The organism is Variovorax sp. P1_H2, from assembly GCF_056405295.1.
In genome coordinates this window covers 13,873-27,237 of sequence record NZ_JBFUCJ010000104.1, presented here as the reverse complement: position 1 = coordinate 27,237, position 13,365 = coordinate 13,873, and the positions used below count along the sequence as shown (strand labels likewise).

Below are 13,365 nucleotides of genomic sequence, written 5' to 3'. Positions count from 1 at the left end.
GCACCGGGCCGGCGGGCGGAGCGGCTGCGGTCGCCGGGGCCGTGGCGGGGGCCGTGGCGGGTACCGGCKGCGCGGTCGCCGGCGCACGGGCCGGCGCTGCGGCCTTGCCGGCCAGCGGTGCGTTCGGATCCCAGTCGCGGTTCTTGCGTGCCTCGGCCTCGTCCTGCTCGGCGCCGCCGCGCTGGGTCTTGGTCATGAACGGGATCGGCACCTTGGTCACGTAGACCGCGATCCCGAGCGCGATGCCGAGCCCGAGCACCAGGCCGACGATCAGCCCGATGACGATGTTGCCGCTTTGTCTTGTCTTCATGGTGGAGGAAGGAATCACATCTTTTGCGGCGCGCTGACGCCCAGAACAGCGAGACCATTGTGCAGCACCTGCGCGGTCGCCGCGACCAGCGCCAGGCGGGCCCGCTTGACCGGCTCGTCGTCGACCAGGATGCGCTCGGCGTCGTAGTAGCTGTGGTAGCTGGCGGCCAGCTCCCGCAGGTAGAAGGTGACGTCGTGGGGCGCGAAATCCTTGGCCGCGGCGGTCAGCATCGCCGGGTACTTGGCCAGTTGCAGCAGCAGCGCCTGCGAGGCCGGGCTCTCGAGCGGGGACAGGTCCACGCCTTCGAGCGTCGCGGCATCGCCGCCCCAGGCCGCCAGCACCGAGCAGATGCGCGCATGGGCGTATTGCACGTAGTACACCGGGTTGTCGTTGTTCTGCGCCAGCGCCAGGTCGATGTCGAAGGTGTATTCGGTGTCGGGCTTGCGGCTCAGCAGGAAGAAACGCACCGCGTCGGTGCTGGTCCACTCGATCAGGTCGCGCAGGGTGACGTAGCTGCCGGCGCGCTTGCTGATCTTGACCTCTTCGCCGCCGCGCACCACCCGCACCATGGTGTGCAGCACGTAGTCGGGGTAGCCGGCCGGAATGCCGACCCCGGCCGCCTGCAGGCCGGCGCGCACCCGCGCGATCGTGCCATGGTGGTCGGTGCCCTGGATATTGACCACCTTGTGGAAGCCGCGCTCCCACTTGGCAATGTGATAGGCGACGTCGGGCACGAAGTAGGTGTAGCTGCCGTCGCCCTTGCGCATCACGCGGTCCTTGTCGTCGCCGTAGTCGGTCGACTTCAGCCACAAGGCGCCGTCCTGCTCGTAGGTCTTGCCGGCATCGACGAGCTTCTGCACCGTGGCGGCGACCCGGCCGCTGGTGTAGAGGCTGGACTCGAGGTAGTAGTTGTCGAACCGGACCTGGAAGGCCTTCAGGTCGAGGTCCTGCTCGTGGCGCAGGTAGGCGACCGCGAACTGGCGGATCGAGTCGATGTCGTCGATGTCGCCGCTGGCGGTGTATTCGCGGTCGTCGGAGCGCACGGTCTTCTTCGCCTTGAAGTCGGCCGCGATGTCGGCGATGTACTCGCCGTTGTAGGCCTGCTCGGGCCACTCGGGATCGCCCGGCTTGAAGCCCTTGGCGCGCAGCTGGGTGCTGGTGGCCAGGGTCTGGATCTGGACGCCGGCATCGTTGTAGTAGAACTCGCGCCAGACCTTGTCGCCCTGGGTGGCGAGCAGGTTGCAGATGGCGTCGCCGAGCGCCGCCTGGCGGCCGTGGCCGACGTGCAGCGGGCCGGTCGGGTTGGCCGAGACGAACTCGACCAGCACCCGCTCGTCCTGCGCGGGCTGGCTGCCGAAGGCGGCGCCGGCCTCGAGGACCTCGCGCACCACCTGCTGGCGGGCAGCCGTCTTGAGGCGGATATTGAGGAAGCCGGGGCCGGCGATTTCGACCGCGTCCACCCATCGGGCGAAGGCGGGTGTGGCCTGCAGCGCGGCGGCCAGTTGTTCGGCCAGCTCGCGCGGCTTGCGCTGCAGCGGCTTGGCCAGCTGCATGGCGGCGGTGCTGGCGAAATCACCGTGTGCCGCCACCTTGGGCGACTCGAACGCGGCTTTGCTGCCGGCGCCGGGCGAGAGGGATTCGAGCGTGTTCGCGAGCGCCGCGAGCAGCTCCTGTTTGACCAATAGCATCGCGGGATTTTACCGGGGGCAAAACGACCGTCCGTAATGATCGTCATCCAACTATGAACGTCGGCCGTTAGGATGGGCAGCCCCGGGGCGGGGAACACCGTCTCAACCCAACTCCCAAGGACTCCTGCATCATGAAAAAGCTCCTTTCCCTGCTGGCTCTGGGCGCCGCCCTGTCCTTCGGTGCCGCCCACGCCTCCACCTGCGACACCCAGGCGGCGGACAAGAAGCTCAACGGCGCGGCCAAGACCAGCTTCGTCAAGAAGTGCGAAAAGGACGCCGCGGCCGCAGCCGCACCGGCTTGCGCGGCGAAGGCGATCGACAAGAACGGCAAGGCGCTGGCCGGTGCCGCAAAAACCAGCTTCATGAAGAAGTGCGAAGCCGGGGGCTAGCTCGCCCCCAGGTTGGGCTCACTTCGTGTAGCCCGCCCACCCCCTGCCGGGGGCAACACCAGCGGCCCGGCGAAGCCGGTTCCGCGGTGTTTCACCAACGGGCCGGGCTGCGCCGGCCGGCGGTGGCGGCGCCCGCTACTTCAAGACGCCGAACAGGTTGTTGGCGTCGTCGGTCCAGGGCTCCAGTCCCGCGATCTGCTCGATTCTTGAACGGGCCCGGCCGATGGCGCCGTCGGACAGCCGGTTCGGCTCGCGGGCGACCAGCACCCAGTCGGTGTTGCGCAGCCCCTCGGCGCTCGGCTCGTCGTGCACCAGCGCCACGTGCAGGCCCTTGGCCAGCGCGATCTTCTCGACCACCGGCGCGAGCGCGAGGAAGCGGTTGGTGACGTGGAAGGCGACGATGCCGCCTGGCCGCATGTGCCTGAAGTACAGGTCCATCGCCTGCGAGGTGATCAGGTGGACCGGCACCGAATCGCCCGAAAAAGCATCGACCGCCAGCACGTCGAAGCCCTGCGGAGGCTCGCGTTCGAGCGCCAGCCGGGCATCGCCGAGCACCCGCTCGATGCACGCCCGGCTGTCGGCCAGGAAACTGAATTCGCTGTCGGCGAGCTCGAAGACCTGGGGATTGATTTCGTAGACACGGTAGGTGTCGCCAGCCCGGCCGTAGGTCGCCAGCGTGCCGGCCCCGAGCCCGATCAGGCCGACGCGGCGCGGCGTGTCCGGAGCCGCCGCGATCGCCAGGCCGATGCCCGAGCTCGGCCCGTAGTAGGCGGTGGGCTCGCGCCGGCGTGACGGCGAAAGGTACTGCGCGCCGTGCTTGACCGAGCCGTGGTACATCTCGCGCATCTTCTCGCGGGCCTCGCCACGTTCGGCATCGATCGTGACCAGCGTGCCGTAGAAGCTGCGCTGCATGCGGCGCGCGCCGGCCGCGTCGTCCTCGACCTGCAGCGCGAGGAACCAGGCGCAGGCACCCGCGAGCGCCAGCGAGGCCGCCAGGCCGACGCGCCGCCGGCGCCACAGCACGGCCGCGATCAGCGCGCAGAGCATCAGGCCGACGCCCAGTTCGTAGTAGGCCGGGAGCACGTGCGGTGCCACCAGCCCGACGGTGATGCCGCCGAGTGCGCCGCCCAGCGACAGCATCAGGTAGAAGCGGGTCAGGTAGGCGCCGCCGGGGCGCAGGCGCGCCATCTCGCCGTGCAGGAACATGCACAGCGCGAACAGGCCGACGATGTAGATCGGCAGCGCCGTGCGCAGCTCCGAGCCGAGCCGGTGCTGCAGACCGAAGGCGCACAGCGCCAGCATCACCGCAGCCAGCGGGACGAACACCGGGCGCCGGTACCAGCGGTCGCTCTCGAAGGTCAGCACGAAGGTCAGCAGGTAGACCGACAGCGGCAGCACCCACAGGAAGGGAATCGCCGCCACGTTCTGCGTGATGTGGTTGGTGATCGCAAGCAGCAGCCAGGAGCCGAGAGCCGGCAGGGCGAGCCACATCAGGTGGTCGGCGAGGCGGGGTTTCGCCGAAGGCGTCGCCTCGACAGGCGGTGCGTCGACCAAGGGCCGGGGCTGCGCGGCCCAGTGACGCGACACATACAAGGTGGTGCCGGCGCACAGCAGCACGAAGACGCCATAGGCGATCGACCAGCCCCAGGCCTGCTGCAGCAGCGCGCTGCGGGGCTCGATCAGCACCGGGTAGCTCAACAGCGACACCAGCGAGGCCAGGTTCGACAGCGAGAAGTAGCGGTACACCTGCGCGCCCCAGGGCGTGCGTGCGACCCACGACTGCACCAGCGGCCCGGTGGTCGAGAGCAGGAAGTAAGGCAGGCCGATGGTGCCGACCAGCAGGCCGAGGATCCACAGCGTCGGGTCCTCGGCGCCGGTCGGCTTCCAGCGCTCGCTGGTCACGATCGGCAGGAAGGCCAGGCTCGCGAGCAGCAGCCCGACATGCAGCCGCGCCTGGGTGCGCGCGCCGAGCCGCCGCGTGACCCAGTCCGAGTACGCATAGCCGGCCAGCAGCACGACCTGGAAGAACACCATGCAGATCGACCACACCGCCGCCGAGCCGCCGAACCAGGGCAGGATCTGCTTGGCGATCAGCGGCTGGACCAGGAACAGCAGGAAGGCACTGGTGAAGATGGTGCCGGCGAACAGGGCCTTGACGTGCGCCGGCTTCATCGGGGGCTAGCTTCTCGCGCCGAAGCCGCGGGCCAGGAACACCGCCACCAGCGGTATCAGCGCGATCAGGTGGGCCTGGATCATCACCAGCTTGCGGGTCTTGCGGACCTCGGCCTCGGCCGGCAGGGCCCCGGTGGCGCGCAGCGCCTTGCGCCAGCGCAGGTAGCGCATCGTCGGAAAGATCGAGATCGCGCCGATGATGATGAACAGCGTGAGCTTGAGGTGCAGCAGCGGATTGGTCCAGTACCAGGCCGTGCCTTTCATGCCCCACCAGGTGCGCGCCACGCCGGTGACGATGACCGCCACCGCGGCGCTGCCGTAGATCAGGTCGACCTTGGCCAGGCGCTCGACCACCGCCGCGTTGAGCCACTCGACGCGGCACAGCGCGGCCTCGCTGGCGATGAAGACCACCATCGTCAGGATGGCCAGCAGGTGCAGGTAGGCGAGGATGGCTTCGAGCGTCATCGGGCGGACTCCTTGATGTTCTTGGGCGCTGCGATTGTGCCGCCCCAGAACTCCGGCCGCGCATAGTGCGCCTTCAGGAAGTCCAGCCACAGGCGCACCCGCAGCGGCAGGTGCTTGCGTTGCGGGAACACGGCGTAGATGCCGTTGGGCGGCGCGGCGAACGCGTCGAGCAAGGGCACCAGCAGGCCGGCATCGATCTCGGCCTCGACCTCCCAGGTGCTGCGCCAGGCGATGCCGTGGCCGGCCAGGCACCAGTCGTGCAGCACCTGGCCGTCGGAGCAGTCGAGCGGGCCGGTCGGCTTCAGGTAGATCACCTCGTGCTCGCCGCCGGCTGTCGGCACCCGGAAGGCCCAGCCGCGGGTCTGCGAGGCATCGCTCGACAGGCTCAGGCAGGCGAAGCGCGACAGCTCGCCCGGATGGCGCGGAGCGCCATGGCGGCGCACGAACTCGGGCGTGGCGACGCAGCGGCGCCGGTTGTCGGCCAGCCGCAGGCTGACCAGCGAGGAGTCGGGCAGGTCGCCGACGCGCACCGCGCAATCGAAGCTCTCGCCCGCCATGTCGACCAGCCGGTCGCTGAGGTTCAGCGAGATCGTGACCTCGGGATGCAGCGCGTGGAAGCGCGGCACCAGCGGCGCCACGTGGCGGCGGCCGAAGCCGGCCGGCGCGGTGACGCGGAGGTGGCCGCTGGCCTTGACGCCGCCGGCGCTCACGCTGGCCTCGGCATTGGCCAGCTCGACCAGCAGGCGCTGGCAGTCCTCCAGGAAGGCGCTGCCCTCGTGGGTGAGCGAGATCCGGCGCGTGGTGCGAAGCAGCAGCTTGACGCCCAGCCGTTCTTCGAGCGCGTCGATGCGGCGCCCGATCACGGCCGGCGCCACGCCCTCGGCCTTGGCCGCGGCCGTGAGGCTGCCGCGGGCGGCGATCGCGACAAAGGATTCGAGTTGCTTCAGGCGGTCCATCGCCCGGGATTATCACGAAGGGCTCGCCGCGAACAGTCCACGACGGCCTCGCAGCCGATGGCGCGGCGCCCGCAAAGAGCCTACAAAGGAAGATTCGCGCCATTGCCCGGAGCACGCACCATGACCCCTCTCGCAGCCAGCCGCGTCACTTGCATGTTGCCCGTGAAGGATCTCGCCCGCGCACGCCGCTTCTACGAAGAAGCGCTCGGGCTGGAGCCCCTCGGCGCCAAGCCCGACGGCAAGTTCATCTACCAGTGCGGCGGAACCGAGCTGGCTCTGTTCCCGAGGCCCGAGGGCACCCGGGCGGAACACACGGCGCTGAGCTTTCGTGTGGCGCACATCGGTCAGGCCGTTGCTGCGCTGGAGCAGCGCGGCGTACGTTTCGCCGACTACGACCTGCCCGGCCTGAAGACGGTCGAGCATGTCTGCGTGCTGGGCTCCGAGAAGGCGGCCTGGTTCGAGGATCCCGAAGGGAACATCCTGTGCCTGCACGAGGACCTGGCCTGAGCGCATGGGGGCCGAGCGGCGCCCGGCGCGCGCCGAATTGGTGGCCTCAGTCTTCGGCGGTGATGTTCTGGATCTTCAGGCGATCGATCTCGGCATCGCTGTAGCCCACTTCCTGGAGCAGCGCGCGCGTATGCTCGCCGAGCAGCGGCGGTTGCAGGCGGATGCCGGGGCGCTCGCCGCCGAGCGTGAAGGGCATCAACGGCACCTTCGACAGGCTGCCGTCGTTCATGCGCACCGGCGCCAGGCCGCCCGTGGCATTGAGGTGCGGGTCGTCGAACAGTTCCTGCGGCCGCGTGATCGGCGCGAAGGGCAGCTCGTTGTGCTCGAACACCGCGCTGAGCTCGGCCGCGCTGCGCTCGGCCAGGTGCGAGCGCAGGATCGGCATCATCCAGTCGCGCGCCAGCACGCGGTCGTTGTTGGTCTTCAGGCGCGGATCGGCCAGCAGCTCGTCGAGGCCGAAGGCCTTGCAGAAGACAGCCCACTGCTTGTCGCTGACCGCCGCCAGGAAGATCTGCTCGCCGTCCTTCACGGTGAAGACGTCGTACACGCCCCAGGCCGAGATCCGGCTCGGCATCGGGTCGGCGGCGCGGCCGGTGGCGGCGAACTGCATCATGTGCTGCGCCACCAGGAAGATGTTGTTCTCGAACAGCGCCGACTGCACCTCGCAGCCCCTGCCCGTGCGTTCGCGCTGGCGCAGCGCGGCCATCGCGCCGATGGCGCCGAACATGCCGCCCATGATGTCGTTGACGCTGGTGCCGGCGCGCAGCGGATCGCCGACGCGGCCGGTCATGTAGGCCAGGCCGCCCATCATCTGCACCACCTCGTCGAGCGCCGTGCGGTGGTCGTAGGGGCCGGGCAGGAAACCCTTGTGGCTGACGTAGATCAGCCGAGGATTGAGCTGTTGCAGGCTTTCGTAGTCCAGCCCGAGCTTCTTCATCGTGCCGGGCTTGAAGTTCTCGCTCACGATGTCGGCGCTGGCGATCAGGCGCAGCGCCGCCTCCACGCCCTCGGGCTTCTTGAGATCGAGCGCGATGCTTTTCTTGTTGCGGTTGAAGGTCGGGAAGAAGCCCGCGCCGGAGCCCAGCAGGCGCCGCGTGCTGTCGCCCTCGATCGGCTCGACCTTGATCACTTCGGCGCCGAGGTCGCCGAGCAGCATGCCGCAGGTCGGCCCCATCACCATGTGGGTGAACTCGATGACGCGGACGCCCGCGTAGGGCAGCGGGGTGGATTCAGGCATGTGCGCTTCCTTGCGTGAAGCCCTTGGGCAGGCCGGCTTCGGGCGTCATGCCGTAGACCGGTTCGCCCGGCAGGCCGGCGATCAGCGGCGCGCGGGCCGCGATGAGTTTCTGGAGGTCGATGCCGGTGCGCACGCCCATGGCCTCGAACATGAAGACCAGGTCTTCGGTCACGACATTGCCCGAGGCGCCGGGCGCATACGGACAGCCGCCCAGCCCGCCGAGCGACGCATCGAAGGTGCGGACGCCTTCCTCGTAGGCGGCCAGGCAGTTGACGAGGCCGAGGCCGCGCGTGTTGTGCATGTGCGCGGCGCCGGCCTTGTCGCCGATCTCCGCACGCAGGCGGCGGAACAGGCGGCGCACCTGCGCCGGGTTGGCATAGCCCACCGTGTCCGAGAGGCCCGACTCGTCGGCGCCGGCGGCGACGCACCGGGCCGCGAGGCGGATGACTTCGTCTTCGGGCACCTCGCCCTGCAGGGTGCAGCCGAAGGCGGTGGAGATGCCGGCTTCGAGCTTGACGTGCGGCGCGATCTCGCGACGCAGTTCGGCGATGGCGCGAACCTCCTCGACCATCTCCTCGCGGGTCTTTCGCACGTTGGCGAGCGAATGCGCAGCGCTGGCGGAAACGGGCAGGGTCAGCTTGTGGACGCCGGCGGCAAGCGCGGATTCCGCACCCTTGCGGTTGGGCACCAGCGCCATCACCGTGAGGCCGGGCAAGGTGATCGCATGGCGCACCACGTCGGCGGCATCGGCCATCTGGGGCAGCAGCCGCGCGGGCACGAAAGAGGCGACCTCGATCTCGCGAACGCCGGCCTGGTAGAGCGCATCGATCCAGCGGAGCTTGTCGGCCGTCGGCATGGTCGCCTTGACGGATTGCAGGCCGTCGCGCGGGCCGACTTCGCTGATGAGGACATCGGGAGCTGTCACGGGTCTGGTTTCCTGGCTTGCGTTTGACAGTTCTAGTTTGACAGTTCTATCTTGCAGAACTATATTCTGCGAGACAGAATTAGACCGGCGATCACCCGTCCTGTCAAGAAAGCCCATGCCCCGCAAATCCCAAACCGAATCGGTGTCCGACCTGAGCGCCGCGCCCGGCGGCGCCGCGGCGGTGGACCGTGCGCTGAGCCTGCTCTCGGCCTTCCGCCCGGGCGACGAGGCTCTCACGCTGGCGCAGTTCGCCGAGCGCACGCAGCTCTACAAGAGCACCGTGCTGCGCCTGCTGGCCTCGCTCGAGCACGCGCGGCTGATTCGCCGGCAGGACGACGGCCGCTACGCGCTCGGCACCGAAATCGCCCGCCTGCATGCGCTGTACGCGGCTTCGTTCTCGCTCGACGGCATCGTGCCGCCGGTGCTGCGCGATCTGGTCGCCGCCACCGGCGAGAGCGCGGCTTACCATGTGCGCCAGCCGCAGGGCGAAGGCTGGGCCCGCCTGTGCCTGTACCGGGTCGACTCGCCGCACCTGGTGCGCGACCACCTGCGCGCCGGCGACCTGCTGCCGGCCGACCGCGGCACCGGCGCCCGCGTCCTGATCGCCTTCGGTCCTGAGGCCGACAGGCCGCGCGGCGCCCGGGACCGCGGGCTCCTCGAAAGCATTCGCGAACAGGGCTACTGCGCGCTGGTCGGCGACCGCACGGCCGAACTCGCCGGCATCTCGGCCCCCGTGTTCCATGCGGATGGGCGACTGGCGGCCGCGCTGACGCTGACCATGCCGGCCCATCGCTACGACCCGCGGCACATCGAAGCGGTTCGGGCCGCCGCGCGAAGGCTCAGCGGGCGGGTATGAATCGAGCCCCCACGCTCCCTCACTTCGTGTGGTCGCTGCCCCCCGAGGGGGCCGCAGGCCGCCTTGGGGCGGCCCGGCGCCGGCCTGAGCCCCCACGCTCCCCCGCTGCGTGTGGGTCGCTGTCCCCCGAGGGGGCCGCAGGCCGCCTTGGGGCGGCCCGGCGCCGGCCTGAGCCCCCCACGCTCCCCCGCTGCGTGTGGGTCGCTGACCCCCGAGGTGGCCGCGGGCGCTTTTCTTGCGATCACGGCGTACCCTTGCAGCAGCCTGCGACGCTGGCCTCTATTACCTTCATTTTTGTCACTGATCTAACCCGATTTCGGCTATTACTTGCCAGTCAGGTATCGAATACAGTCTCTGGACGCATCTCATCAAGGAGTACAGAACCATGACCGCCCGCACTTCCGTCCACGGCCTCCAGGTCGCCACCGAACTGCACCAGTTCATCGAACAGAAGGTGCTGCCCGCCACCGGCGTCGCCAGCGAGGTCTTCTGGAAGGGCTTCGACGCCATCGTCAGCGAGTTCGCCCCCAAGAACGCGGCCCTGCTGGCCGAACGGGACCGGCTGCAGCGCGAGATGGACCGCTGGCACAAGGCGCACCCGGGCCCGATCACCGACATGCCCGCCTACCGCGCCTTCCTCGAAGCCATCGGCTATCTGCTGCCGCAGCCGAAGGACGTGCAGACCACCACCGCCAACGTCGATGCCGAGCTCGCATTGCAGGCCGGCCCCCAGCTGGTGGTGCCGATCCTGAACGCGCGCTATGCGCTCAACGCGGCCAATGCGCGCTGGGGCTCGCTGTACGACGCGCTCTACGGCACCGACGCGATCCCCGAGACCGGCGGCGCCGAAAAGGGCAGGGGCTACAACCCGGTGCGCGGCGCCAAGGTGATCGAGTTCGCGCGCCACGTGCTCGACCAGGCCGCGCCGCTCGACAACGGCTCGCACAAGAACGCTACCGGCTACAAGGTCGAGCACGGCGTGCTGGTGATCGCGCTGCAGAGCAGCAGCACCGGCCTCAAGAACCCGTCGCAGTTCGTCGGCTACACCGGCGACGCGGCGGCGCCGAAGTCGGTGCTGCTGAAGCACAACGGCATCCACATCGACATCCAGATCGACCGCTCGACCGCCATCGGCAAGAGCGACGCGGCCGGCGTCAGCGACGTGGTGCTCGAAGCCGCGCTGTCGACCATCCTCGACCTCGAGGATTCGGTGGCGGTGGTCGATGCGGCCGACAAGGTCCTGGCCTACGGCAACTGGCTCGGCATCCTGCAGGGCACGCTGACCGAGGAAGTCGCCAAGGGCGGCAAGACCTTCACGCGCGGCCTCAACCCCGACCGCGAATACACCGGCGCCGACGGCCAGCCCGTGAAGCTGCACGGCCGCTCGCTGATGTTCGTGCGCAATGTCGGCCACCTGATGACCAACCCGGCGATCTTGTACGCCGACGGCAAGGAGATCCCCGAGGGCATCATGGACGCGGTCATCACGACCACCATCGCCACCGTCGACCTGAAGCGCAAGGGCAACTCGCGCACCGGCAGCGTCTACATCGTGAAGCCGAAGATGCATGGCCCGGCCGAGGTCGCCTTCGCGAGCGCGCTGTTCGCGAGCGTCGAGGAACTTCTGGGCCTGCCGGCCAACACCGTCAAGCTCGGCATCATGGATGAAGAGCGCCGCACCAGCGTCAACCTCAAGGCCTGCATCGCCGAAGCGGCCGCGCGCGTGGCCTTCATCAATACCGGCTTCCTCGACCGCACCGGCGACGAGATGCACACCGCGATGCAGGCCGGCGCGATGCTGCGCAAGGGCGACATGAAGACCACGCCGTGGATCCAGGCCTACGAGAAGAACAACGTGCTGGTCGGCCTCTCGTGCGGCCTGCGCGGCAAGGCGCAGATCGGCAAGGGCATGTGGGCCATGCCCGACCTGATGCACGCGATGCTCGAGCAGAAGATCGTCCACCCGAAGGCCGGCGCCAACACCGCCTGGGTGCCCTCGCCGACGGCGGCCACGCTGCACGCGCTGCACTACCACCAGGTCAACGTCGCCGAGGTGCAGAAGCAGCTGGAGCAGATCGACGCCGACGCCGAGCGCGACAACATCCTCAGCGACCTGCTGAAGGTGCCGGTGGCGCCGAGCGTGAACTGGACCGCGGCCGAGCGCCAGCAGGAACTCGACAACAACGTGCAGGGCATCCTGGGCTACGTGGTGCGCTGGATCGACCAGGGCGTCGGCTGCTCGAAGGTGCCCGACATCCACAACATCGGCCTGATGGAAGACCGCGCGACCTTGCGCATCTCGAGCCAGCACATCGCCAACTGGCTGCTGCACGGCGTGGTGAGCAAGGAGCAGGTCAGCGCCACCTTCGAGCGCATGGCCGCGGTGGTCGACCAGCAGAACGCCGGCGACCCGCTCTACAAGAAGATGGCCGGCAACTTCGCCACCTCGGCCGCGTACAAGGCGGCCCAGGACCTGGTGTTCAAGGGCATCGAGCAGCCGAGCGGCTACACCGAGCCGCTGCTGCACGCGTGGCGGCTGAAGGTGAAGGCCGACACGGCCTGAGGCGAACGTCGGCGCGGTCTAGCCGCGCAACAGGCCGGCGGCCCCCGAGGACTGGAAGGCGAAGCCCGGAAAGACCTCGGCCAGACGCCCGTCCGGCAGGCGCAGGTGCCGTTCGCCGATGGCCGCCAGCACCTGGCGGAAATCGGTGGTCACCGCCAGGTCGCGGCCGTCGTGCAGCGCACGATCCTCCAGGCCGGGCCAGCGCCCGTGCACCTTGCCGCCAGCCACCTTGCCGCCGAGCAGCCACAGCAAGTTGCCGTGTCCGTGGTCCGTGCCGCTGTTGCCGTTCTGGCGCACCGTGCGGCCGAACTCGGACATCACCACCACCATCGTGTCGGCCCAGACCGGGCCCAGGCGCGTGGCCAGCGCCGACAGCCCCTGCCCCAGCGGGCCGAGCCGGTTGGCGAGCTGGCCGGTCGCCGCACCCTGGTTGGCATGGGTGTCCCACCCGCCGAGGTCCATGAAGGCCAGCTGGACCCGCGCGTCGTTGCGCATGAGGGTCGCGAGCCGGGCCGCGTTGTCGGGAAAGCCGTTGGGCAGCGGGGCCCCATTGCTGGCGGCCTGCATCTCGCGGTCCAGGTTGTCGGGGTTCAGCGATCGCATCACCTCCTGGTGCGACTGGCGCGATTCCCTGAAGGCGCGCGACAGCGCATCGTCGCCGCCATAGAGCCGGCCGAAGGCATCGGCGACCTGCGGACGATCGAGCAGCGTCGGCTTGCCGGCCGCAGCGCCCAGCGGGATGTTCGCCACGGTGTTGCGCCCCGCGCAGATGCGCGGCAGTACCGGGCCCATGCTGACGGCCCGGGTGGCGGACGGGGCGCCCGTCGAATCGGCCGGCATCGCACCGAGGAGCCGGTTGAGCCAACCGTCGGTGGTCGACTTGCGGCCCGGCGTGCCGGACTCCATGTAGTCCTGTGCATCGAAGTGGGAGCGGGTCTCGTCGGGCGAACCGCAGGCCTGCACGAAACCGAGCTGGCCGGCCTGCCACAGGGGCATCAGGGGCGCCAGCGCCGGGTGCAGCCCGAAGCGGCCATCGAGGTCGAGCAGCCCGCCTTCGGCGCCCGGGCGCGCCAGGGCGATCGATGAACGGGCGGCGTAGTAGGCGTCGTCGGCATAGGGCGCGACCACGCTCAGCCCATCCACCGCGCCGCGCAGGAAGATCACCACCAGCCGCGGCGGCGCAGCGGCGCGGCTCTCGCCCACCGCGGCGAAGGCCGAGGGGCCTGGAGGCAGCAGGACGGCACCGCCCTGCACGGCAAGTTTCAGCAGATCGCGACGCAGCATGGTGGCCTCCGGG

Annotated in this window: 11 protein-coding genes and 1 pseudogene; 4 read left to right on the top strand and 8 right to left on the bottom strand. The window is 69.5% G+C overall.

The annotated features are described in order from the left end of the window. A pseudogene (locus tag AC1D2E_RS27375) lies at window positions 1–310 on the bottom strand (SPOR domain-containing protein); the annotation flags it as partial. A 14-nt stretch (window positions 311–324) separates the two neighbouring features. Continuing rightward, window positions 325–1,998, bottom strand: a complete 1,674-nt coding sequence (gene argS / locus AC1D2E_RS27370; RefSeq protein ID WP_478200306.1) for an arginine--tRNA ligase — start codon at window positions 1,996–1,998, stop codon at window positions 325–327. 131 nt (window positions 1,999–2,129) lie between these two features. Between argS and AC1D2E_RS27365 the strand changes: the two genes are divergently transcribed. Next, window positions 2,130–2,387, top strand: a complete 258-nt coding sequence (locus tag AC1D2E_RS27365) for a hypothetical protein (protein WP_478173042.1) — start codon at window positions 2,130–2,132, stop codon at window positions 2,385–2,387. A 135-nt stretch (window positions 2,388–2,522) separates the two neighbouring features. Here the strand turns inward: AC1D2E_RS27365 and AC1D2E_RS27360 are convergent, their stop codons facing one another. Genes AC1D2E_RS27360 through AC1D2E_RS27350 form a run of 3 tightly spaced genes read right to left on the bottom strand, consistent with a single transcriptional unit; the run spans window position 2,523 to window position 5,980 of the window. After that, the gene (locus AC1D2E_RS27360; RefSeq protein ID WP_478200305.1) at window positions 2,523–4,559 is read right to left on the bottom strand and encodes a fused MFS/spermidine synthase; all 2,037 of its coding nucleotides are present in this window, start codon (window positions 4,557–4,559) and stop codon (window positions 2,523–2,525) included. 6 nt (window positions 4,560–4,565) lie between these two features. After that, window positions 4,566–5,024: a DUF2214 family protein gene (locus AC1D2E_RS27355; RefSeq protein ID WP_478200304.1), complete on the bottom strand. Its 459-nt coding sequence runs from the start codon at window positions 5,022–5,024 to the stop codon at window positions 4,566–4,568. Further along, window positions 5,021–5,980, bottom strand: a complete 960-nt coding sequence (locus AC1D2E_RS27350; protein WP_478200303.1) for a LysR family transcriptional regulator — start codon at window positions 5,978–5,980, stop codon at window positions 5,021–5,023. Before AC1D2E_RS27350 ends, AC1D2E_RS27355 begins: the two co-directional genes overlap by 4 nt. A 120-nt stretch (window positions 5,981–6,100) precedes the next feature. On the opposite strand from AC1D2E_RS27350, the gene AC1D2E_RS27345 reads away from it, so the two are divergent. Continuing rightward, window positions 6,101–6,487, top strand: coding sequence for a VOC family protein (locus AC1D2E_RS27345; RefSeq protein ID WP_478200302.1), 387 nt, complete (start codon window positions 6,101–6,103; stop codon window positions 6,485–6,487). Window positions 6,488–6,533: 46 nt separating this feature from the next. Here the strand turns inward: AC1D2E_RS27345 and AC1D2E_RS27340 are convergent, their stop codons facing one another. Beyond that, the gene (locus AC1D2E_RS27340) at window positions 6,534–7,724 is read right to left on the bottom strand and encodes a CaiB/BaiF CoA transferase family protein (protein ID WP_478200301.1); all 1,191 of its coding nucleotides are present in this window, start codon (window positions 7,722–7,724) and stop codon (window positions 6,534–6,536) included. Then, window positions 7,717–8,649, bottom strand: coding sequence for a hydroxymethylglutaryl-CoA lyase (locus tag AC1D2E_RS27335; RefSeq protein WP_478200300.1), 933 nt, complete (start codon window positions 8,647–8,649; stop codon window positions 7,717–7,719). The genes AC1D2E_RS27340 and AC1D2E_RS27335 overlap by 8 nt, the downstream gene beginning before the upstream one ends. A 115-nt stretch (window positions 8,650–8,764) precedes the next feature. On the opposite strand from AC1D2E_RS27335, the gene AC1D2E_RS27330 reads away from it, so the two are divergent. Next, complete coding sequence (locus tag AC1D2E_RS27330; protein ID WP_478200299.1) at window positions 8,765–9,505, top strand: IclR family transcriptional regulator; 741 nt, start codon at window positions 8,765–8,767, stop codon at window positions 9,503–9,505. Window positions 9,506–9,890: 385 nt separating this feature from the next. Further along, window positions 9,891–12,068 carry a malate synthase G gene (locus AC1D2E_RS27325; RefSeq protein ID WP_478200298.1) on the top strand — a complete coding sequence of 726 codons (2,178 nt, stop codon included), beginning with the start codon at window positions 9,891–9,893 and terminating at the stop codon, window positions 12,066–12,068. Window positions 12,069–12,086: 18 nt separating this feature from the next. Here the strand turns inward: AC1D2E_RS27325 and AC1D2E_RS27320 are convergent, their stop codons facing one another. Then, on the bottom strand, window positions 12,087–13,352 hold the full coding sequence (locus AC1D2E_RS27320) for a DUF1501 domain-containing protein (protein WP_478200297.1): 1,266 nt from the start codon (window positions 13,350–13,352) through the stop codon (window positions 12,087–12,089). Window positions 13,353–13,365 lie beyond the last annotated feature (13 nt).

Bases quoted from the DNA above. Each gene is read 5' to 3' on its own strand.
- argS (WP_478200306.1), bottom strand. From the start codon at position 1,998: ATGCTATTGGTCAAACAGGAGCTGCTCGCGGCGCTCGCGAACACGCTC.
- AC1D2E_RS27365 (WP_478173042.1), top strand. From the start codon at position 2,130: ATGAAAAAGCTCCTTTCCCTGCTGGCTCTGGGCGCCGCCCTGTCCTTC.
- AC1D2E_RS27360 (WP_478200305.1), bottom strand. From the start codon at position 4,559: ATGAAGCCGGCGCACGTCAAGGCCCTGTTCGCCGGCACCATCTTCACC.
- AC1D2E_RS27355 (WP_478200304.1), bottom strand. From the start codon at position 5,024: ATGACGCTCGAAGCCATCCTCGCCTACCTGCACCTGCTGGCCATCCTG.
- AC1D2E_RS27350 (WP_478200303.1), bottom strand. From the start codon at position 5,980: ATGGACCGCCTGAAGCAACTCGAATCCTTTGTCGCGATCGCCGCCCGC.
- AC1D2E_RS27345 (WP_478200302.1), top strand. From the start codon at position 6,101: ATGACCCCTCTCGCAGCCAGCCGCGTCACTTGCATGTTGCCCGTGAAG.
- AC1D2E_RS27340 (WP_478200301.1), bottom strand. From the start codon at position 7,724: ATGCCTGAATCCACCCCGCTGCCCTACGCGGGCGTCCGCGTCATCGAG.
- AC1D2E_RS27330 (WP_478200299.1), top strand. From the start codon at position 8,765: ATGCCCCGCAAATCCCAAACCGAATCGGTGTCCGACCTGAGCGCCGCG.
- AC1D2E_RS27325 (WP_478200298.1), top strand. From the start codon at position 9,891: ATGACCGCCCGCACTTCCGTCCACGGCCTCCAGGTCGCCACCGAACTG.
- AC1D2E_RS27320 (WP_478200297.1), bottom strand. From the start codon at position 13,352: ATGCTGCGTCGCGATCTGCTGAAACTTGCCGTGCAGGGCGGTGCCGTC.